Below are 21,088 nucleotides of genomic sequence, written 5' to 3'. Positions count from 1 at the left end.
AATGAATTTGTAATAAGGAGGGTTAATTGGGAAACTTAAAGGAGGATACGGCTATGAAATTGATTTGATTTTTTTAGTTAACTGTTATATAATTTATTCGCAAAAAAGTTTATTTCTTCTCTCAATTTTACTATGGGCACTTACTAAAATAAAAGTATACCAAAAATAAGTTTCCGCTAAACGGAAAGTTCGGTTAATTATAGCATACCCTTAATTATAGAAAATTTTAATAAGGAAAATCAAATATTTTTTACAAGAACAATAATAAACGTGAATGCAATGCCCAAAATTTTCAGATTGTTAGCAAAAGTCTTCCACTAACACAAGGAATAATGATTTCAACAAATATCCTTGAGAATCGAGCAGTCTCGCCATTACAGATTTTATCACTTTGTCTGAATAGCTTCTTTTATCTATTTTTAGGGATAATAATCTTCAAGATTATATACAACAAAACCAAATTGGTGGGGCTTAACACAGATTATTAAATGTAAATTATTCTTCGTTCCAGGAGATAAAGAACTTATTTAAGTTGGGTAATTAAGGCTTAAAAATCTTTTCTTATTAATTCCATAAAGGAGATGGAAAAGTGAAAAGTGAAAAACTACCTTTGAAAACTAAGTTATTCTATGCGTCGGGGGATATTTTTGGTGGTGGTGCTTTCAATATAATAAATTTTTTCTACGCTATCTTCCTTACTGATGTCATTGGTCTGAAGATGCAGTATATTGCTCCCATCCTTTTAATTGGTAAGATTTGGGATGCCGTTACAGATCCTTTGATGGGATTCATTACAGATAATACAAGAACTAGGTTTGGCAGAAGAAGACCTTACTTGTTGGCAGGAACCTTTTTGGTCTTTATATCTTTTTTCATTCTTTGGTATCCGGCAAGTTTTCCTAATCAATTGGGGAAATTCATTTACGCACTAATTGCATACATAGCTTTTACAACCGTTTATACAATGGTGATGACTCCTTACACTGCTTTAGGGGCAGAACTAACCTTAGATTACCATGAAAGAACATCTTTAAATTCATATAGACTTGCCTTTTCGATAGGTGCGGGGTTGGTTTGCGCAGTGCTTCCAATGTTAATAGTGAATGCTTTTTCTAATATCAGAACAGGTTATATAGTGATGGCATTAACGTTTGGCTTGATCTTTTCAACTCCATGGATAGGCGTTTTTCTGTTCACCAAGGAAAGAGAAGAGTTCTCTAAAGAAAAAAGTACCTTCAACTTTTTCAATATGTTTTTTGAACCTTTTAAAATCAAGAGCTTTCGACTCCTTATTGCTATGTATCTTCTAGCCCACTTATCGATAGATGTGGTTTCAACCATCTTTGCCTATTATAGTGAACTACATCGCTAATAAATTGGCGAGCTTCGGATTCTCAATGAAATGATGTCCATTCCATCGATACATCTCTGGCGTGTCCAACGCCACTACTGCTGGATTGGTTTTACCAATCCTACACAGATACTTTTTTAATATATTGTACGCTCCAACACAATCTGCATTAAACACTTTACCATTCACTACATACAATCCCCTATATTTGCGATTACTTTTTTGGGCCGTTACTTTTGATATTTCTTCGGCATATGGACTACATTGACTGGTATAGCTCTCATCTTGCTTTTCAACAAATATGCCTCTATCTTGTGCCTTGTAAATAAGCAGTTCTTCTACTTTTTTAAATGGCCATTTGTGAAATTTCTGATTGTTCTTTTTTCCCATGTTTTTGTCATCTCGAATATGTGAAATATCACCAATAATGATCTTACTTACACCTTCTTGTTCCGCAAAATCTATTACTTGTTTAGTAGCTGTATGCAAAAAATGATTTACTTGTTTTCTACGTTTTGTATATAACTGTTGTATTCGTTTGGTATTCTCTTTGTATTGTATTTGACAAGCTGCCTGTTGTGCATTTGCTATTGATTGATAATATGAAATTTGTTTATCAAAATAGCGGTTTATACTTAGTAGTTGTCTACCTGATATAATTATACTTTTGCCTGTGGATATGTAACATGTCATAAGATTATTAATCCCGAGATCAATGGCCATATATATATTGCTATCCTGCTTATATTCTATTGTTGGTAAATCGATGATAATATTGACTCTATACTTCTTGTTTTTCGGTATAGGTATTATCTCGATGATCTTTATTTTACCAACAAAGTTTTTATACTCATTTGGAACTTTTATGTACAAAAAGTTTATGTCTAAATCATACTTTTGTTTTATATATTCTTTCTGCTGTTTTGGTACTGTTAATCTTATTATTCCATCTGATACAGTAAAACCATTGTTTAAGAATCGTATATTGAAATTGCTATGTTTATATCTGGGCGGTTTTGGATTTTTTATTCCTCCACTCTTTTTCAATTTATAAAATGATTTCCAACCTTCATCTAGCTGTTTCAACAGTTCCTGGGCTGTTTGTGATGGCAAATTTTTATACCAAAAATTTTCTTTTAATTTAGCTTTTTGTTCATACCAGTTTGGATATGGATTACCACTTTCCTTTTTCCATTGCATTCGTTCATAATTTGCCACATTCCAAAGTTTTGATGCTGCATATGTCAATGCATTTAATACAATATCTTGTGCTTTGTTAGGGTTCAACTCAAATTGTATAACCCGTTGTCTTGTGTTGTAGTTATTTTTCTTTAACCCCATCATTTTATCCCCTTGTTTTTTGGTGTTCAATATATTTTCTAATTGCATCTTCTGATATAGAACCTACTGTTTCTATATAAAACGATGAGTTCCATAAATGTCCTTCCCAGAGTTGTTGTGTCAGATATGGGAATTGCATCAATGCTCTTCGAGCACTAATTCCTTTGAGCATTTTAACAATATATGAAGGTGCAACTTTAGGATGTGCCGAAACAAATATACGGACTTGATCAGGCATTACTTCCATAGTAGCAATAGAAAATCCCTTTTCCTCACCTATTTTTATAAACTGAGCTTTAAGAAATTTTTGTATTTCCTCATTTAGAACTGGTTTCCTATATTTAACTGACCATACAACATGGTAATTAACATTATACACACATGTTCTAGCATGAATTAAATTATTTTTACTCATGTACATAGTCTAACATAAATTTTGAGAAAATACAAGTATTTTATACATTTTACTATATTCATATAGTGATTAATCTAATTTAAAGACCAGCTTTCATCTCTCCAATGAATTGGAGAGGATTCCCGCTGCGTTTACTAAAAAGACATCTAAAAATATCTCTTATATTTTAGGTGCGTTAGTTTGATGTGTTGCGGGATTTATTCTTTTTACATTTTCCCCTGATGTAACGATGTTCCAGGTAATTTTAATGGCTGCAATAATAGATGCAGGAGTTTCAGCCGTTGCAGTTATGCCTTATACTATCAAAGACTTTTTTGTTTGCGTTGAGATTTATAATCTCTTTCGTTCCGATAATTTTATTGGTTTTAGGAATAATTGCGGCTGCTAGATATCCTTTAAATTCTAAAAGACATGAAAAATTAAGAGAATATCTAGAGGCAAAAAGAGAGAGTGAAACAATAAAAGAGGAATTAGAAAAAGAAATAACTGAATTGAAAAAAGAATTGATTTAAGTAAAAAAGGTTATAACCAGTTTTTATAAATTATAAAAAGAAAGAAAAACTAAGTATTTACTAGATAAATGCCTCTAATCGATGATAAATGACTGTAATTAGTCGTAGGTGGTTATAAATAACTTTGACAATATAAAAACTTTAATATATAATTAATTTGAAAGTTTCTAAACCACATAAGTTGTAAAGCAATGAAAGGTTGAAATAGAAGTTAAGACTTAAAGTTAATAAAAGTGATAAGGTGGAGAAGAAGAGAAAACCTTAATAAGTATTGTTATATTGAAGAGTGTTTTATTGCTCGGAAATATATAATAATGTTTATTAAGGTTTTTTGTTTTGTTGTAAGGTAAAGGTAAAGTGAAAATAAGGAATATTGAAATTATTTTCTTTGCGCGTAAAGAAAAGTTTCAAAGAAGTAGAAAGTATGATGTTTTAACAAAGTTAGTAGCTGAAAGCGTAGCATTTGTAACCTCTGGCGCCAGAAAAAGTGTGAAGATAAATCAAGAAAAGAGGTGGGTAACTATAGCAAAATATCTTGCTGAATTCTTTGGAACTATGATTCTGATATTACTCGGTGATGGTGTCGTAGCAAATGTAGTATTAAAAAAATCAAAAGGTGAAGGTTCGGGATGGATTGTTATAACAACGGGTTGGGGATTTGCGGTTGCGATGGCGGTCTATATAACTGGATGGGTAAGCGGAGCTCATATTAACCCAGCAGTAACTGTTGGTTTGGCTGCAGTTGGTGAATTCCCTTGGTCCTTAGTGCCAGGGTATATAATTGCCCAAATCCTAGGGGGTTTAGTTGGAGCTATATTAGTGTATTTTACATATAAAGAACATTTTGCAGCAACAGAAAGTGCTGACGATAAGTTAGCGGTTTTTTCAACAATGCCTAACATAAGAAGATTCGGTTGGAATTTCATTACAGAAGCAATAGGAACCGCTATGTTATTAATTGGTGTTTTAGGAATAAATAATGAGTATAATTCAACAAACGCTTTAGGAGCACTTCTAGTTGGATTTTTGGTTTGGTCTATAGGTTTGAGTTTAGGTGGGCCAACTGGCTATGCCATTAATCCTGCTAGAGATCTTGGGCCAAGGATCGCTCATGCTATTTTACCCATACCAGGGAAAAGAGATTCTGACTGGTCTTATGGTTTAGTAATCCCTATTTGGGGACCAATAGTAGGCGGAATAATTGGTGCTTGGGTTTATAAACTTTTCTTAACTGCTTGGATTTAAAAAACAAAGCTTTCAGAATGTAATGAAAGTTTTGAGAAAAGTATTATAGTTCGGTATGTTAAAGTTTTTAAAGAACGTATAAACAAATAATATGTTAGGAGGTTTATTTATGGAAAAGTATATTTTATCAATCGATCAAGGTACGACGAGCTCTAGAGCTATAATTTTTGATCATGATGGGAATGTTGTTAGTGTGGCACAGCAAGAATTTATGCAGTATTATCCTAAACCTGGGTGGGTAGAACATGATCCTAATGAAATTTGGGCAACTACTATGGGAGTTATAGCAGATGCTATGGCCCGAGGAAATATTAACCGTAGTCAGATCAGTGCGATCGGTATAACTAATCAAAGGGAGACAACAGTCATTTGGGATGCAGAAACAGGGAAACCTGTTCACAATGCAATCGTTTGGCAAGATAGAAGGACTTCAAAAATTTGCGATAATTTGAAAGAAAAAGGTTTGGAAGAAACGATCAAGCATAAGACAGGTCTCATGGTAGATGCTTATTTCTCTGGAACCAAGATTAAATGGATTTTGGATAATGTTGAAGGAACCAGAGAAAAAGCAGAAGCTGGAAAACTTAGATTTGGAACTATAGATACGTGGTTAATCTGGAAGCTAACTAATGGAAAAGTTCACGTTACTGATTATACCAATGCATCCAGAACAATGATATACAATATTTTCGATCTTAAATGGGATGAAGATCTTCTTAAAGAGTTAAATATACCTTTTTCTCTTTTACCAGAGGTAAAACCTTCGAGTCAAATATATGGTAATACCGATGTAGATGTATTCGGCGCAGAAGTACCCATTGCTGGAATAGCAGGAGATCAGCAAGCTGCTACGTTTGGTCAGGTTTGCTATGAAAAAGGTATGGTAAAAAACACATATGGCACCGGTTGTTTCATGTTAATGAACACTGGGGAAGATCCTATTGAATCTAAACATGGTTTATTAACTACAATAGCTTACGGAATTAATGGAAAGGTTAACTATGCCTTGGAAGGATCCATTTTCGTTACAGGTGCTGCTGTTCAATGGCTTAGAGATGAATTGAAGATAGTTGATAGTGCTGCAGATACAGAATATTATGCAACTAAAGTCAATGATAACGGTGGGGTTTATTTTGTGCCAGCATTTGCAGGGCTTGGAGCACCTTATTGGGATATGTATGCAAGGGGTACAATCGTTGGATTAACAAGAGGATCTTCAAAAGCACACATTATTAGAGCTACTTTGGAATCAATAGCGTATCAAACAAGAGATGTTCTTGAAGCTATGGAGGCTGATTCGGGTATAAAACTTAAGACTCTGCGGGTGGATGGTGGAGCAGCATTAAATAATTTCCTGTTACAGTTCCAATCGGATATTCTTGGTGTAGAGGTAGAAAGGCCAGTAGTTAATGAGACGACGGCTTTAGGAGCGGGATATTTGGCGGGTTTGGCTGTTGGTTTTTGGAATGGGCAGGAAGAATTATTAAGAAAATGGAAACGGGATGCCCTTTTTACTCCTGAAATGAATGAAGATGAAAGGGAAAGGTTGTACTCTGATTGGAAAAGAGCGGTTGAAAAGGCAAGAAATTGGATCCAAGAAAAATAATCAAATAGTAGTAAGTCTGTTAACTTTCACTTAATTTAAGTATGTTAGAATGTGTGGTGAAATAAAAGTTAATAATAAAATGGTGGAGAATAAGAGAAAACCATATCCTAAAGCGAAATTATTTCGTAAAGGGTATGGTTTTTTTTATAATATCAGGAGGTTGGTAAAAGTTGATAGCGGTTATAGGTGCTGGAATAGTAGGAAGTTTAATCGCAAGAGAAATTAACAAATATATAGAAGATGTCTTCATCTTTGAAGCAAGAAGTGGGGTAGGAACAGGAGTCACAAAAGGAAATTCTGGAATAATTCACGGGGGGTATGACGATACTCCTGGAAGTTTAAGGTCAGAACTGTGTTATAAGGGTAATAAATTGTACGATGAGATATCCCAGGAACTTTCTGTAGAAGTGAAAAGAGTTGGATCACATGTTGTTGCATTAAACGAAGATGAGTTAAAAGCAATCGATGAGTTGGAAGAGAGGGCAATTAAAAACAGGGTCAAAGAATATGAAATTTTAGATAAGACGGATTTATTAGAAATGGAGCCAAATTTAAATAAAGATGCATTAAAATCCTTTTATTGCCCTATAGCCGGTGTAACTGAACCATGGGAAGTAGCTATTCAGGCTGCAAGATCGGTAGAGATTAACGGAGGAAAAGTTTTAAAAAATAAGAAACTTGTGGAAGTGAAAAAGAAAGATAACAAGTTTGAATTGTTTTTTAAAGATGGAAGTAGTTATATAGCCGATTTAGTTATTAATGTCGCTGGATTGTTTGCGGATGAAGTAGCAAAATTATTCGGTGATGAGGTACCTTACATTTTCCCTGTGAAAGGTGAGTATTATCTTTTAGGTAAGGATATAAAATACGCGAATTCCGTCATTTTCCCAACTCCCTCTGAATTGACGAAAGGTTGTTTGTTGGTCCCAACTGTGGATGGGGGTTACTTAGCTGGGCCTACTGCTCATGGTGTGAAATCGAAACAAGAACTTTCCACGACTCAAGAAGGACTTTTAGAAGTTAAAGAGAAAACTTTGAGATTGGTCCCAACTTTAGATTTTTCAAGGAATGTGGTGAAAACATTTGCCGGTCTAAGACCTGAAACAAAGGAAAAAGATTTTCATATCGATGTAGGTGGAGGGAATGTTATACATGTTTCTGGTATAAGATCCCCTGGATTAACCGCTGCACCTGCTATTGCTAAGTACGTTGTTGAATATCTTATTCAAGAAAAGTTGCATATTAATTTACAAAAAAGGAAAAAATACATCGGTCAAATAGAAAAAGTTCCACATTTGGTGGAAGAGGATTACGACTATTGGGAAAATGTCATTCAAGAAGATCCAGATGCTGGAGAAATGATTTGTTATTGTAACAAAATAACAAAAAAGGAAATTAAAGAGGCAATAAAAAACGGTGCAAGAACTTTAGATGATGTTAAATTTGCTACAAGAGCTTCCTTTGGAGAATGTCAAGGAAGTTTTTGCACCCCAAAGATATTGAAAATAATCTCCGAAGAGACGGGGCTAAAACCAGAAGAAGTACTTCAAAATGAAAAAGGTTCGTGGATAATAAATTCCGAGGTGAGGACAAAATGAAATACGAAACCGATGTTGTTGTATTAGGTGGTGGCGGTGGAGGAATGGCCGCTGCTAAGGCCGCAGATAAAAATGGTGCAAACGTTATCCTTATAGAAAGAGAAGAAGAAAATGGTGGAGTTTTAAATCAATGTATTCACAATGGTTTTGGGATACATTACTATAGAAAGGATTTAACCGGTCCTGAATTCAAAGAAACGCTTCAAGAAGAATTAGCTAATACGAATGTAAAAATATTGAACAGTGCCTTTGTGTTGAATGTGAATAAAGATAAACAATTGACTTTTGTCAATCACAAAGGGATACACGAGATAAAAACAAAGGCTTTAGTTATGGCAACAGGGGCAAGAGAAAGACATTTTAACTCGCTTGCGATTCCTGGAGATAGGGTCGCTGGTATTTTTACCGCAGGAGTAGCTCAAAAATACATCAATCTTCAAAATCTCAAACCAGCTAATAGCGCCTTGATAGTTGGTTCGGGGGATATTGGATTGATAATGGCTCGTAGGCTTCATTTAGAGGGAATAGAAGTAAAAGGTGTTGTAGAAATTTTGCCATACCCAGGTGGATTGGAAAGAAACGTTCAACAATGTCTGAGAGATTATAATATCCCATTGTATCTTTCCCATACCGTCACAAGAGTCGAAGGAAATAAGAGATTGAGTAAAGTTTACGTATCTCAAGTTGATGAAAACAGACAGATCATTCCAAACACGGAAAAGGTATTTAACGTGGATTCACTCATAACCTCCGTTGGCCTTATACCTTTAACTGATCCTGTAAAATTTGTAGAAACTGGTCCTGGATTTATTACATCCAATACGAATCAAACCTCTGAAGATTGGATCTTTGCAGCCGGGAACTGTACCGTTGTGTTTGATTTAGTGGACTATGTCTCAAGAGAAGGGGAAAAAGCAGGTAAATATGCTGCTCTTTATGCACAAAATCAATACTTTCCAGAACAAAAGGTAAAGGTTAAAAAAGGAGAAAATATAAATATATTGCACCCAATGTATATAGATCCCAACGAAAGGACAAAGTTGTACCTTAGAGTCTCAAAAACTTTCAAAAGAGCAGAAGTTACAGTAGAACCTCTTGGAATTAAGTTGGTGGAAGAAGAAGCTAGACCTTCTGAAATGATTGAAATTTCCATAAAGCCATTTAATGATAAAAATCTGAAAGAAATAGAGGTGAGTGCACATGAACTCGGTTGAATATAAAAAAAAGAAAATAGTGTGTACACAATGTCCTTTGGGATGTAAAATAAACGTTGTTTATGCAGATGCGGATGAAATAGAAATTGTAGAAGTTAAAGGGAACAGATGTAAAAGAGGATTAGAATTTGTAAAGCAAGAAATCACCGACCCGTTAAGAGTGGTGGTAACAAGCGTTAAAGTAGAAAATGGGGAAATCCCAATGGCTTCGGTTAGGTCTGATAAACCTGTCCCATTAAGACTTATGCAAGACATAATGAAAATATTAAAACAAACAAAGGTAAAGGCACCCGTCAAAAGAGGGGACGTTATAATACAAAATATATTGGGCACAGGTAGTGATATAATAGCTACGAGAAGTGTCGACAGGAAAAAATAAGAAACAAAAAAGTGTCTTAAAAGGAGATAATATGGAAGGTTTATGTAATTTAATCAATAAAAATACGATAATTCCTGCTATTAGAGATTTAAATGACTTAGATGATGCCTTAAAAACTGAATCCCCTATCATTTTTTTGCTTACGGGATCCATATTGATTTTAGAAGATGTTATGCCTATTGTAAAACAATTTAATAAAAAGTTATTTATCAATATCGATTTACTAGAAGGCATCGCTTCTGATAAAAAAGGTATTGAATATTTAGCTCGTAAACAGTTATGTGATGGAATAATATCCACAAAAAATAACGCTATAAAAACAGCAATGCAAGAAAATTTAATGGCAGTTCAAAGGGTGTTTTTGATAGATTCTAACTCTTTAAAATCTGTTGTAAATTTTCTGGAAAAAACTTCTCAACCTAATGCCTTTGAAATATTACCAGCGATAGCAGCACCATATTTTTTAGAAAATATAGGAACAAAGGTATGTTTGATAGCTGGTGGATTGGTAAGTAAAAAAGAAGAGGTTTTGGAGCTCTTTAAAAAGGGTATCCATGCTATTTCTACCAGTGCTAAAGATTTATGGTAAAAAGATTATTTTAAAGTTTCTGATAAAGATGTTATATAATAAGTCTGCTCTGGGATAATTCTTTTTGAGCGGACTTATTTCTTTTAGTATTTGATGTTACCCAATTTTATTTTAGTAGAAGCACAGTTTTTATTCCGAGTGATTCTTAACAATTATTTTTTGATTTTTTAGAAAAATAACCATGACTATTGTGGTAGAATTCCTTTTGTGTATATATTCTTTATTTTGCAAAATGCATTGTGGGAGGTTCTATGGAGATCTACAAAAGAATAATCAGAATAGCTTTCCCAATAGCGCTTCAGCAAGTTATCTTTACAAGCGTTAATTTTGTTGATACCTTAATGATCGGTCTTTTGGGAGAGGTTGCCATCGCTTCAGTTGGACTTTCAAATCAGTTTTTCTTCTTGTACAACTTAATATTGTTTGGACTAGTCTCTGGAGGAGGCATTTTCTTTGCACAGTATTGGGGGAAAAAAGATGAAGATGGTTTATCTCGTTCTGTTGCGTTAACTATCTTGTCTTCCCTTCTCTTCTCTATTCCATTCTTTTTATTGAGTTATTTTACTCCAGAATTGGTTTTGAGATTTTTTAGCCCGGATATTGAGGTTATTAAAGCTGGAATACCTTATTTAAAGGTAATTGCTTTTAGTTACCCTTTATTTGCAATTACAATGGTCTTTTCTTTCATGCTTAGAAGTATAGGAAAAGCTCATCTGCCTTTGATAATAACTATTATAGAATTATCTACAAATATATTTTTAAATTATTTGCTAATTTTTGGTAAACTTGGTTTTCCTGTTTTAGGTATAAAAGGTGCTGCAATAGGAACTTTGATTGCTAGAGCAATAGGATGTACTGCAACAGTTTTTATAGTTTACGGTGGGAAACTTCCAGGAAGAGCTTATTTTAAACATGTTGCTAAATTGAATTCAAAATTTATGAAAAATTTCTTTCATTACGCCTTACCTACTTTGGCTAATGAATTCGCTTGGTCATTAGGGTTCACAATGTATTCTGTTGTTTATGCCCATATGGGGACAGATGTCATAGCTGCTCAAAGAGTTATGTCAACTATAGAAGGGTTTGCGGTTTCTGTGACTTTTTCTATAGCAAATGCCGCATCTGTAATTATTGGAAATATATTGGGAGTATCTAAATTTGAAGAAGCCTTTGAAACCTCCAAAAAAGCCTTAAAATTGGCGGAGTTAATAAGTGTAATAGCAGCTATTATAGGGATAGTAACTACATTTTTAGTAGTTGATATATTCGATGTTTCAGAAGAAGTAAAAAATATGGTAAAAGTCACAATAATTATTTCAATGGGCTTTCTACCGGTAAAGATCTTCAACGGTATGAACGTTGTGGGATTTTTAAGAGCCGGAGGAGACACAAGATTCTCTTTTTTGGTTGAAGCCTCTACGTTATGGCTTATAGGGGTTCCTCTAGCTGCAATTGGAGGACTGATATTAGATTTGAGTTTTCCCACCGTTTATTTTTTAACGATGATGGAAGAGATCATAAAATCAATAATTCTTTTTTTCAGATATAGAAGTAAAAAATGGCTTAGAAACGTTTTAGAAGAGGCTTAGGTTTTGGAGAGACAATAACGTAGAAATTGCTTCCATCGATTTAATAAGGTTCACAGGAAGTATCTAACAAATTAACTTAAACAATTTTTTAATAATGAAAAAAACTATCAATATTAAACTCAATTTTACTTGTTGTTTTAACTTTGTACTTGACAAAAGTGTTGTGAGCGGTTATAATATTCAACGGTTGCAAAAAAGAATTTTGATATATGTAACTACTAAGTGACCCGCTAGCTCAGCTGGTAGAGCATTTGACTTTTAATCAAAGGGTCCTGGGTTCGAATCCCAGGCGGGTCACCATTTTTTTATAGTTATTAGCGCGAGTGGCGGAACTGGCAGACGCGCAGGACTTAGAATCCTGTGGATTTATAATCCGTGTGGGTTCAAGTCCCACCTCGCGCACCAGCCAAATATTGCGGATATAGCTCAGCGGTAGAGCACTTGCTTGCCAAGCAAGGGGTCGTGGGTTCGAATCCCATTATCCGCTCCAACAAAAAAGTCCCCTGGTGGGGACATTTTCTTTACCTGCCGTGAGGCTGTCTTCATTCTTCTTTCATGAATGGATATTTGAAATCTTTTGGTGGAGCAAAATTTTCTTTAATTGCTCTGGTGGAAACCCATCTTAAAAGGTTTATAACGCTTCCAGCTTTGTCGTTTGTTCCTGAAGCCCTTGAACCACCAAACGGTTGTTGAGCTACTACAGCACCTGTAGGTTTATCGTTGATGTAAAAGTTCCCGGCAGCGTTAACGAGTACTTCTTCTGCCTTTTTAATAGCATTTCTATCTTGAGCGAAGATCGCTCCAGTCAAACCATAGGGTGAAGTTTCATCACATAATTTCAATACACTGTCAAATTCTTTTGCATCGTAAACGTAAATACTCAAAACAGGGCCGAATATTTCTTCTACCATAGTTTTAAACTTTGGATTAGTAGTTAATATTACAGTTGGCTCAATGAAATATCCAATAGAATCATCACACTTTCCACCATAGATTATTTCTGCTTCATTACTTTCCTTTGCAAAATCTATGTAACTTTTTATCTTATCAAAAGCCTCTTTGTCAATTACAGCATTCATAAAGTTGGTGAAATTTTCTGGAGAGCCGATTTTAATTTCTTTCAAATTTTCGATCAAATTTTCTTTTACCTTCGGCCAGATGTTGTTAGGTATATAAGCTCTTGAGACAGCCGAACATTTTTGACCTTGATATTCAAAGGCTCCCCTAATTAGCGCTGTTGCCAGTGTTTCTATTTCACTACTTTCGTGTGCAATCACAAAGTCTTTTCCACCTGTTTCCCCTACTATTCTTGGGTAAGTTTTGTAATTTCTTATGTTCTTCCCAATTGTTTCCCACATATTTTGAAATGTTGGAGCTGAACCAGTGAAATGTAATCCCGTAAAGTTAGGATCTTTAAAAACTATACTTCCAATTTTGGACCCTGAACCAGGTATGAAATTTATTACGCCATCGGGTAAGCCGGCTTCTTGTAGCAATTTCATAAAGAAGTATGCAGAATATACAGCTGAAGAAGCAGGTTTCCACAAAACCGTATTTCCCATGATAGCAGGTGCCGTGGGTAGGTTTCCTGCTATAGAAGCGAAATTAAATGGAGTAACTGCGAAAACGAATCCTTCTAAAGGCCTATACTCTAATCTATTCCATACACCTTTGATAGATTTTGGTTGATCCATGTATATCTTTGTTGCATAGTATGAGTTGAATCTTAAAAAGTCTATCAATTCGCAGGCTGAATCTATTTCTGCTTGAAAAACATTTTTGCTTTGACCGAGCATGGTTGCTGCATTTAATGTTGATCTCCAATTCGTTGATAACAGTTCAGCTGCTTTTTTGAAAATGGATAGTCTATCAGCCCATGAAAATTTATCCCATATTTTCTTTGCCTCTAAGGAACTTTCTATTGCCATTGCAACTTCTTTCTCGCTAGCTTTGTGATATTCTGCCAATACATGTCTATGATCATGAGGCATAACACATTTTCCAAGATCACCTGTTCTTACTTCTTTTCCACCAATTATAAGAGGGATTTCGATTTTCTCACTTTTGAGTTCAGAAAGTTTTTCCTTTAATTCTTTCTTTTCTTTACTTCCTGGCTCATAGTTTAAAATTGGCTCGTTTTCAGGCATTTCGAAAATAGGTATCGAGTTGTTCAAAGTTGATTCCTCCTTTTGAAGTTTTATACCACAGAGGGTTCTTCAATGATTTCTCCCCTGTTGAATCTTTCTAAATCTAAAATTACATCGTAAGTTAATTTATCTCCTGTAAGTATATCTGCCATTAGAATCCCAACGGCTGGTGCAAGCATAAAACCATGTCCACTGAATCCACAAGCCACATAGAGACCTTCTACCTGATTAATCTTTGATACTATTGGTTGTCTATCTGGTGAAATGTTGTATAAGCCAGCCCATTGCCTAATGATGCGAATATTTTTAAGAGGAGGCAGCAGCCACGTTGCCTTTTTTGACATAGTTTCAAGAAATTCCCATGAACTTTCCATGTTGTAAGTAGAGGGCTCGTTATCTGGTCCATAGCCCATAATGAAACTTCCATTAGGTTCTTGTTGACAATAAATATTGTAAGAGAAGGACATTAACATTGGATCGAGTATATTTTTAACAGATTCTGTTACCAATATTTCGTGTCTTTCGGAGTAAACTGGGAGTTCTATTCCAGCCATTTTAGCTATATTTTGTGTCCAACCTCCTGCTGCTACAACTACATTCTTACATTCTATGAAACCTTTGTTTGTTTGTACCCCCAGCACTGTGTCATTCTTAATTTTTATATCTTTGACTTCGGTAAATTTGTTTATTTCCACACCTAATCTTTGTGCAGCTTCAGCATAACCCAAAGTCACTTGGAAAGGGTTGGCATGCCCATCTTTAGCACAGTAAGCGGCTCCTACCAACTTTTCTATGTTTAAGTCGGGAACAATCTCTTTAGCTTCTTTAGGAGTTAATAGAATAGAAGGTATATTTAAACTGTGTTGAACTTCGATATTTTTTTTAAATTGCTCTAATTCTTTGTCAGAGTATGCTAGTAACAAATAACCTTTTTGCTTTAATTCTATGTATCTTTTTATTTGAAGGACATCTTCAAAGTGTTCAAAAATATGCATACTTTCGCTTGCCAAAAGACAGTTTTGTTTGGTGCCCCATTGTTGCCTAACTCCCGCACCACATCTACCAGTTGCTCCGCTTGAAAGGTAGGATTTTTCAAGTACTACTACATCTTTAACCCCTTTTTTGGCAAGGTTATAGGCAATGGAACAGCCTACAACTCCTCCTCCTATTATCACAACGTTTGCTTTATTTTTCATATTTTTCACCTGCTAATTATATTAGAGTTTATTTATCATTCTTCATTACGGTTCCTTTTGTTACTTCTTCAAAGGTTATTCCTCCGTATGGAGGTCTGATGTTTTGTAATTCTATTTCTTCCATCGGCTTGCCAGTCATCTGTGAAATTTCCCTTGCGATCAACAAGCCACAGGTTTTACCTTGACAAGGTCCCATCCCGCTTCTTGTCACCCTCTTTATTTCTTCAACGGTGGTGAATCCTTCTCTTATGGCATCCCTTATTTCTTTTAAAGTTACATCTTCACATCTACAAATTATTACCTTGTTTTCATCCATGGTTTCCTTCCTCCACTTTAAAATTCCTGGCTTGTAAATAGTATCTCTTTGGAATTTCTATACTCACTGCGGCTGTTTTGTCTTGAAATTTTCCATCCAATATTCTTATTACTTTGCCATCACATAAGTATTTTCCCTCTCTATCAAATACCTTTACAATTTCTCCTTTATGGGGTCTTGGAAGAAATTCGTAAGGCATAATAACAACCGAAGTTGTTTCACTGAAATTCTTATGAACTACAAACATTGCCAGTCCTGGACATTTGCTAACACATATGCCACATCCGGTGCATTTTTCAAAGTCAACGTAGGGAATGTTGTTGATGTTACCATTTTCAGATATGGCGTTGAAAGGGCAGCTTTTTACGCAGGGGTCGCAAGGGAATCTTTGAAAGCACTCTGATATGGCTATAGGTCCTTTGTCAAAGACCTTTTCTTCTGATGGTAACTTGTTTTTTAAGTTTTCTTCCGAAGGTACCCCAGTTTTCATCAAGTGAGAGATATCGAGTGCTTCTTCTGAAAAATTTTCGTTATAATTTTTCCCGTGATTCAAACCTAATTTAGATAAACCTTTCCTAATTTTCTTGCCTACAGGTCCAGATCTTAGCAATTCTAATTCATTTTTACCTTCTTCTATTCTTTTTTCAATTTCTTTTTTGTTGTTTTTTCCGATTCTTTTGGCAACGGATAAACCGGCTATTTGACCTTCGATCATTGCTGCTGTTGCTTCTTCTATCCCTGAAACATCCCCTGCAACAAATAAATTTTTAATTGAGGTTTCCATATTTTCGTCTCTTAAGGGGACGTAGCCGCCCAGTTCTGAGACATAAGTGGTTTTTACTTTCCTTTGTTTTAAGAGGTCAACCAATGGGGTTAATCCAACAGATAGACAGATTGCATCACATTTGATCAGTTGTTCTGTATCTTTTACTTCATTCCAATCGTTGTCGAGTTCACATATTACCGCTCCTTCAACTTTTTCTTTTCCGATAGCTTTTTTTATGGTATGAGACGTTAAAATCGGTACGCCCAACCTTCTGAGTTTTGATGCATGAACAGAGTATCCACCTATTTTTGGCGCTGCTTCAACTATTGCAGCTACTTTTACACCAGCTTGTAATAATTGGTAAGAAACTATCAACCCAATATTTCCCGAACCAATCATTAAGACATTTGTTGCTGGCATGACGCCATAAACATTCATCAAAGTCTGAACTGCCCCAGCACCAAAAATGCCAGGAAGGTCGTTATTCTCAAAAGCTAAAAATTTTTCGGATGCCCCCGTTGCAAAAATAATACTTTGAGGATAATACTTTTTCATTTTATGATCGTTTAATATAGTTACAACGTTATCCTCATAGATTCCCAAGACTCGAGAAGATAATAACACTTCTATGTTTTTATTTTTGTTAACTTCGTCGATCAACTTTCTCAGTATATCTATTCCCCTTGTGCCTGCGTATTCTTTTTCTGAACCGAAAAATCTATGGGTTTGTTTTATTAGTTGTCCCCCTAAAAATTCTCTTTCTTCTGCTAAAGATACTTTAATTCCGTAATTAGCAGCAGCAAGTGCAGCTGAAAGTCCTGCAGGACCTCCACCTACAACCAATAATTCAAGGTTTTCAATTTTACTCATTTATCTCAACTCCGATATTTTGGGATTCCACTTTCATTCCATCTTTTAGAGGAGTTATGCACGTTCTTACGTTTGGGACTCCATCAACTGTCATCAAGCAGGAGGAACAATGTCCAATAGCGCAGAAAATTCCTCTTGGTCTGTGTAATTTCTTACTTTCACTGAATTTAAAAACACCATTTGCGTACAATGCTGCCCCAATGGTTTCTCCTTCGTAACCTATCAATTCTTTACCATTGTAATAGAACTTTATTTGTTTATCTCTATTGAAACTTAGTATGGGATGATTTTGTATTCTCATTTTTTTCTCCCTCTTAAATAATTTATATGTTCCATTCGCCTCGCAGCTCCACACAAGTACCATGTTTCTACTATTAATTGAATCATAATTTTCGTTTTTTAAAAAAGGTGATTATAGACGATTATGAAAAAAATTTCATGATTATAGACGATTAAAGCCAAATATTGAAGTTTTTTTCAATTTTTGAAAAATATTATAAAGTTAATTATTTCTTTGTATAAAAAAAGAGGCCTTTAGGCCTCTTTTCATCGTTTTTACTTTGAATTAGTCGTTGTAATAGGGACAATCTTGATATCTTTGTTGATTGAATCTTTGGTAGTTTTGGTATCTTTGAAAATCTTGGTAGTCTTGATAATTCTTGTACTGTTGATATCTTTTGAAATCTTGGTAATCTTGGTAGTCTCTATATCTTTGATAATCTTGGTTTTGTTGGAAATCTTCTTGGTATCTTTCTTCGAAATTTTGAGATCGAACATTTTCCATATATCTCTGCATATTCACTGTTCTATCTTGATATTTGATCTCTAAAGGTACAAAGTTTTTGATGTCGTTTATTACTACCTTGTATCCTGTTAGTTCAATACTTTCACCGGCTTTTACATCATCCAAAAAATTCTTGGGCACTCTTACTGAGTAGATTTCAGAGTCTACTTCAACACTCAAGGTTAGAAATACATCGTTATCCACTATGGTTTTGACAGTTCCTGTAATGGTTACTGGTGAAACATCTTGAAAGAATATTCTTTCTTGCAATCTTTCTTGATCCTGAACCATTTGGTTGAGAGGATCCTGATTTTGTACCTGGGACATTGGAGCCCCACCAGCTGGTCCTACTTGTGCAAATAACGATCCGACTAAAAGAATACCTATAAAGAAAGACAGAAAAACTTTTTTCATACCAACACCTCCACTAAGTAATGTTTTTTATTTTTGATACATCAGAATAATAAAACAATATGCTTAATGTTCACTTAATGGAAGCTTAGAAGAAGCTTAAGAAAGTGTGATGTGGTTTCAAAGTTTTAAACCGTCACTCCTAGATAAGTTTTCCTAACTTCATCGTTTTCTAAGAGATCTTTTGCAGGTCCTTCGAGAACAATTTTGCCGGTTTCTAAGACATAACCATAATGAGCGATTTTTAATGCACCAACGGCATTTTGTTCTACAAGCAGTATGGTTACCCCCTCTTCACATATTTTTTCTATAGTTTCTAAAACCTCTTTAACTAGAATAGGAGCTAGTCCAAGAGAAGGTTCATCGAGCATTAGAACCTTTGGTCTTGACATTAACCCTCTTGCAACCGCCAGCATTTGTTGTTCTCCCCCAGATAGTGTGCCTCCAAGTTGCTTGAGTCTTTCCTTTAATCGTGGGAAAAGTGTAAGTACCCAATCGAAATCTTCGCTTATTTTTTCAGAGTCTTTGCGAGAATACGAACCCAATCGGAGGTTTTCTAAAACCGTTAGATTTGGGAATATACGTCTACCTTCAGGGACTAGAACTACTCCTTTTTCTACCATTCTATGAGTTTCCATGCTTGTAATATCAACATTATCTAAAAACACCTTTCCACCGCTCTTTTTAACTACATTCATTATTCCGTTCAAGGTTGTAGTTTTTCCCGCTCCATTTGATCCAATCAACGTTGTGATTTCATTCTTTTTGATTTCCATATCGATTCCTTTTACTGCATGGATACCACCATAGTGAACGTTCATATCAGATATTTTAAGAATTATGTTTGAATTTTCACTGTTCATATTGCCAACTCCTCACCTAAATAGGCTTTTATTACCAAAGGATCTTTTTGAATCTCCTGTGGACTTCCTTCAGCGATTTTTTTCCCATAATCCAAGACATAAATACGCTCACAAATTCCCATGATGACTTTCATGTCATGCTCTATAATGAGAATAGATAGCTCAAACTCCTGTCTTATATGTTTTATAAATTCCATCAATTCGCTCGTTTCATGAGGGTTCATTCCTGCTGCTGGTTCGTCTAACAGAAGTAGGTTTGCTCCGGTGGCAAGTGCTCTTGCGATTTCTAACTTTCTTTGTAATCCATATGGAAGAGAGTTTGCCTTGTCATTAGCGTAAACAGACAATCCGACTTCTTCTAGAAGATCCCAGGCTTCGTTTTGCATCTCTTTTTCCACTTTTAAAACGTCAGGAGTTTTTAAAACACTTTTAAAAAGCCAAATCCAACTTTTCAATTTCAAATGCTGAGAGACTAAAACATTTTCTAGAACTGTCATATCTTTAAACAATCGAATATTTTGAAAAGTTCTAGCAATTCCCAACTGAGTTATTTCATGAGGTTTTTTAGAATTTATTTTTTGTTTCTTAAATAAAATTTTTCCAGTATCTGGAGTGTATATACCAGTGATCAAATTGAAAAGAGTGGTTTTCCCTGCTCCATTGGGACCTATTAGACCAAGTAATTCGCCATTTTTCAAATAGCCATTGAAGTTATTAACTGCCATTAAACCTCCAAATCTTTTGGTTACATTCTCAAATTCTAAGATATATTCGTTATTGCTTGGGTTAGTCATTGGAAGCCTCCTTGAAAATTTTCTAATTCATTCATCATCTCTCAATCTATTTTTATTTCTTACTTTCATTATCAGTTTATAGATGCCATCCCATGTTATTTCATTTCTTCCCATTATGCCTCTTCTCCAGAATAGCATTATAATTATGAGAATGAGAGATAAAACCACCATTCTCATTCCCGGGATACCTGGTATGTAGATAGGACCAATCGATATGGGTTCTTCTAGAACTCTAAGGAACTCTAATCCTACTGTATAAAGTGAAGCTCCGATTATGGCTCCACTAATACTCCCAAGTCCACCGATGACCACCATTATCAATATTTCAAAGGTTTTTTGAAACATGAAAGATTTTGGATCTATAGTAGTGATTAAGTGAGCCCATAATGCTCCACCAACTCCTGCAAAAAAAGAACCAATTACAAAAGTGACTACTTGATGAGAAAAAACATTAATTCCCATAGATTTAGCAGCAATTGGATCTTCTCTTATTGCCTTCAAAGCTCTTCCATAACTACTTTTTATTAAGCTGGAAGTGAAGACTACGGTAATTAAAGCAAATCCCCAAGTCCACCATAGGTTAGAATATTGTGGGATGCTTTTTAAACCCAAAGCCCCATTTGTGATAGACCAGGTATTATTTGCAACGATTCTAACCACCTCACCTAAACCAAGGGTTGCGATGGCTAAATAATCACCAATTAGTCGAAGAGATGGGGCAGCAACTAAGTAACCAAACGCAGCAGCTACCAGTCCAGCTATTATGATTGCTGGTAGGAAAGGGATTTGGATAACATTTAAGGGGTATATTAAAGGTTTTATCAGAAAACTTATTTCTTTTTGAGCAGGAGAAAGTGTTAAAATGGACGATACATATGCCCCAATTGCGATGAATCCAACATGCCCCAACGAAAAGATACCTGTAATACCGTTAATAAAGGTTAAACTTACGGCGAATATTATATTAATTGCCATTAAATTCAATATCAAAATTAAATAATCACTAGCTTTGTTATTAGCTGTCAACAGTAATAGAAAGATTGCCAATATAAAAAGAATTGTCAAAAAGAATTTAGTCTTAAAAGATAGCGTTTTTTCCATA

20 protein-coding genes and 3 tRNA genes are annotated in these 21,088 nt (G+C 34.9%); 12 read left to right on the top strand and 11 right to left on the bottom strand.

What is annotated here, in order from left to right; translation table 11 throughout:
* The first annotated feature begins 589 nt into the window (after window positions 1-589).
* Window positions 590-1,372 (top strand): MFS transporter, encoded by a 783-nt coding sequence (locus X926_RS04525; protein WP_233186680.1) that lies wholly within the window; start codon window positions 590-592, stop codon window positions 1,370-1,372.
* On the opposite strand, the gene X926_RS04520 is transcribed toward X926_RS04525, so the two are convergent.
* Both X926_RS04520 and tnpA read right to left on the bottom strand, forming a co-directional pair.
* On the bottom strand, window positions 1,361-2,695 hold the full coding sequence (locus X926_RS04520) for an RNA-guided endonuclease TnpB family protein (protein ID WP_199171174.1): 1,335 nt from the start codon (window positions 2,693-2,695) through the stop codon (window positions 1,361-1,363). The genes X926_RS04525 and X926_RS04520 overlap by 12 nt on opposite strands.
* A gap of 1 nt (window position 2,696) precedes the next feature.
* Entirely contained in the window at window positions 2,697-3,107 is a 411-nt protein-coding gene (tnpA, locus tag X926_RS04515) for an IS200/IS605 family transposase (RefSeq protein ID WP_103065184.1), read from the bottom strand.
* A 281-nt stretch (window positions 3,108-3,388) separates the two neighbouring features.
* Between tnpA and X926_RS04510 the strand changes: the two genes are divergently transcribed.
* From X926_RS04510 to X926_RS04460, 11 genes are all read left to right on the top strand, one after another.
* Window positions 3,389-3,619, top strand: a complete 231-nt coding sequence (locus tag X926_RS04510; RefSeq protein ID WP_103065183.1) for a hypothetical protein — start codon at window positions 3,389-3,391, stop codon at window positions 3,617-3,619.
* A gap of 522 nt (window positions 3,620-4,141) precedes the next feature.
* Complete coding sequence (locus X926_RS04505; protein ID WP_103065190.1) at window positions 4,142-4,864, top strand: MIP/aquaporin family protein; 723 nt, start codon at window positions 4,142-4,144, stop codon at window positions 4,862-4,864.
* Between the two features lie 109 nt (window positions 4,865-4,973).
* Window positions 4,974-6,470, top strand: coding sequence for a glycerol kinase GlpK (gene glpK / locus X926_RS04500; protein ID WP_103065182.1), 1,497 nt, complete (start codon window positions 4,974-4,976; stop codon window positions 6,468-6,470).
* Between the two features lie 170 nt (window positions 6,471-6,640).
* Window positions 6,641-8,068, top strand: coding sequence for an NAD(P)/FAD-dependent oxidoreductase (locus X926_RS04495; protein WP_103065181.1), 1,428 nt, complete (start codon window positions 6,641-6,643; stop codon window positions 8,066-8,068).
* Window positions 8,065-9,282, top strand: a complete 1,218-nt coding sequence (locus X926_RS04490; RefSeq protein ID WP_103065180.1) for an NAD(P)/FAD-dependent oxidoreductase — start codon at window positions 8,065-8,067, stop codon at window positions 9,280-9,282. Before X926_RS04495 ends, X926_RS04490 begins: the two co-directional genes overlap by 4 nt.
* Window positions 9,269-9,661, top strand: coding sequence for a DUF1667 domain-containing protein (locus X926_RS04485; protein WP_103065179.1), 393 nt, complete (start codon window positions 9,269-9,271; stop codon window positions 9,659-9,661). The genes X926_RS04490 and X926_RS04485 overlap by 14 nt, the downstream gene beginning before the upstream one ends.
* A 31-nt stretch (window positions 9,662-9,692) precedes the next feature.
* Window positions 9,693-10,250 (top strand): glycerol-3-phosphate responsive antiterminator, encoded by a 558-nt coding sequence (locus tag X926_RS04480; protein ID WP_103065178.1) that lies wholly within the window; start codon window positions 9,693-9,695, stop codon window positions 10,248-10,250.
* A 251-nt stretch (window positions 10,251-10,501) separates the two neighbouring features.
* Entirely contained in the window at window positions 10,502-11,839 is a 1,338-nt protein-coding gene (locus X926_RS04475) for an MATE family efflux transporter (protein ID WP_103065177.1), read from the top strand.
* A 224-nt stretch (window positions 11,840-12,063) separates the two neighbouring features.
* Window positions 12,064-12,139, top strand: a tRNA-Lys gene (locus X926_RS04470).
* A gap of 17 nt (window positions 12,140-12,156) precedes the next feature.
* Window positions 12,157-12,244, top strand: a tRNA-Leu gene (locus tag X926_RS04465).
* A gap of 10 nt (window positions 12,245-12,254) precedes the next feature.
* Window positions 12,255-12,329: transfer RNA gene (locus X926_RS04460), tRNA-Gly, on the top strand.
* Window positions 12,330-12,381: 52 nt separating this feature from the next.
* Here the strand turns inward: X926_RS04460 and pruA are convergent.
* From pruA to X926_RS04415, 9 genes are all read right to left on the bottom strand, one after another.
* Window positions 12,382-14,013 carry an L-glutamate gamma-semialdehyde dehydrogenase gene (pruA, locus tag X926_RS04455; protein ID WP_233186678.1) on the bottom strand — a complete coding sequence of 544 codons (1,632 nt, stop codon included), beginning with the start codon at window positions 14,011-14,013 and terminating at the stop codon, window positions 12,382-12,384.
* Between the two features lie 23 nt (window positions 14,014-14,036).
* On the bottom strand, window positions 14,037-15,182 hold the full coding sequence (locus tag X926_RS04450) for an FAD-binding oxidoreductase (RefSeq protein ID WP_103065176.1): 1,146 nt from the start codon (window positions 15,180-15,182) through the stop codon (window positions 14,037-14,039).
* Window positions 15,183-15,210: 28 nt separating this feature from the next.
* A complete protein-coding gene (locus X926_RS04445) occupies window positions 15,211-15,498 on the bottom strand; it encodes a (2Fe-2S)-binding protein (protein WP_103065175.1) in 288 nt (95 codons plus the stop codon).
* A complete protein-coding gene (locus X926_RS04440) occupies window positions 15,491-17,134 on the bottom strand; it encodes an FAD-dependent oxidoreductase (protein ID WP_103065174.1) in 1,644 nt (547 codons plus the stop codon). The genes X926_RS04445 and X926_RS04440 overlap by 8 nt, the downstream gene beginning before the upstream one ends.
* Window positions 17,127-17,435: a (2Fe-2S)-binding protein gene (locus tag X926_RS04435; protein WP_103065173.1), complete on the bottom strand. Its 309-nt coding sequence runs from the start codon at window positions 17,433-17,435 to the stop codon at window positions 17,127-17,129. Before X926_RS04435 ends, X926_RS04440 begins: the two co-directional genes overlap by 8 nt.
* A gap of 264 nt (window positions 17,436-17,699) precedes the next feature.
* A complete protein-coding gene (locus tag X926_RS04430; RefSeq protein WP_103065172.1) occupies window positions 17,700-18,332 on the bottom strand; it encodes a hypothetical protein in 633 nt (210 codons plus the stop codon).
* A gap of 125 nt (window positions 18,333-18,457) precedes the next feature.
* Window positions 18,458-19,192, bottom strand: a complete 735-nt coding sequence (locus tag X926_RS04425) for an ABC transporter ATP-binding protein (protein ID WP_012208120.1) — start codon at window positions 19,190-19,192, stop codon at window positions 18,458-18,460.
* Window positions 19,189-19,986: an ABC transporter ATP-binding protein gene (locus X926_RS04420; RefSeq protein ID WP_103065171.1), complete on the bottom strand. Its 798-nt coding sequence runs from the start codon at window positions 19,984-19,986 to the stop codon at window positions 19,189-19,191. Before X926_RS04420 ends, X926_RS04425 begins: the two co-directional genes overlap by 4 nt.
* 27 nt (window positions 19,987-20,013) lie before the next feature.
* On the bottom strand, window positions 20,014-21,087 hold the full coding sequence (locus X926_RS04415; protein ID WP_103065170.1) for a branched-chain amino acid ABC transporter permease: 1,074 nt from the start codon (window positions 21,085-21,087) through the stop codon (window positions 20,014-20,016).
* Window position 21,088: the final 1 nt, after the last annotated feature.

Origin of the sequence: Petrotoga sp. HWHPT.55.6.3 (genome assembly GCF_002895495.1) — a bacterium.
Taxonomy (GTDB): domain Bacteria; phylum Thermotogota; class Thermotogae; order Petrotogales; family Petrotogaceae; genus Petrotoga; species Petrotoga mobilis.
This window is presented reverse-complemented; position numbering and strand designations above follow the sequence as displayed.

Bases quoted from the DNA above. Each gene is read 5' to 3' on its own strand.
- X926_RS04520 (WP_199171174.1), bottom strand. From the start codon at position 2,695: ATGATGGGGTTAAAGAAAAATAACTACAACACAAGACAACGGGTTATA.
- tnpA (WP_103065184.1), bottom strand. From the start codon at position 3,107: ATGAGTAAAAATAATTTAATTCATGCTAGAACATGTGTGTATAATGTT.
- glpK (WP_103065182.1), top strand. From the start codon at position 4,974: ATGGAAAAGTATATTTTATCAATCGATCAAGGTACGACGAGCTCTAGA.
- X926_RS04490 (WP_103065180.1), top strand. From the start codon at position 8,065: ATGAAATACGAAACCGATGTTGTTGTATTAGGTGGTGGCGGTGGAGGA.
- X926_RS04485 (WP_103065179.1), top strand. From the start codon at position 9,269: ATGAACTCGGTTGAATATAAAAAAAAGAAAATAGTGTGTACACAATGT.
- X926_RS04480 (WP_103065178.1), top strand. From the start codon at position 9,693: ATGGAAGGTTTATGTAATTTAATCAATAAAAATACGATAATTCCTGCT.
- X926_RS04475 (WP_103065177.1), top strand. From the start codon at position 10,502: ATGGAGATCTACAAAAGAATAATCAGAATAGCTTTCCCAATAGCGCTT.
- X926_RS04450 (WP_103065176.1), bottom strand. From the start codon at position 15,182: ATGAAAAATAAAGCAAACGTTGTGATAATAGGAGGAGGAGTTGTAGGC.
- X926_RS04445 (WP_103065175.1), bottom strand. From the start codon at position 15,498: ATGGATGAAAACAAGGTAATAATTTGTAGATGTGAAGATGTAACTTTA.
- X926_RS04440 (WP_103065174.1), bottom strand. From the start codon at position 17,134: ATGAGTAAAATTGAAAACCTTGAATTATTGGTTGTAGGTGGAGGTCCT.
- X926_RS04435 (WP_103065173.1), bottom strand. From the start codon at position 17,435: ATGAGAATACAAAATCATCCCATACTAAGTTTCAATAGAGATAAACAA.
- X926_RS04430 (WP_103065172.1), bottom strand. From the start codon at position 18,332: ATGAAAAAAGTTTTTCTGTCTTTCTTTATAGGTATTCTTTTAGTCGGA.
- X926_RS04425 (WP_012208120.1), bottom strand. From the start codon at position 19,192: ATGAACAGTGAAAATTCAAACATAATTCTTAAAATATCTGATATGAAC.
- X926_RS04420 (WP_103065171.1), bottom strand. From the start codon at position 19,986: ATGACTAACCCAAGCAATAACGAATATATCTTAGAATTTGAGAATGTA.
- X926_RS04415 (WP_103065170.1), bottom strand. From the start codon at position 21,087: ATGGAAAAAACGCTATCTTTTAAGACTAAATTCTTTTTGACAATTCTT.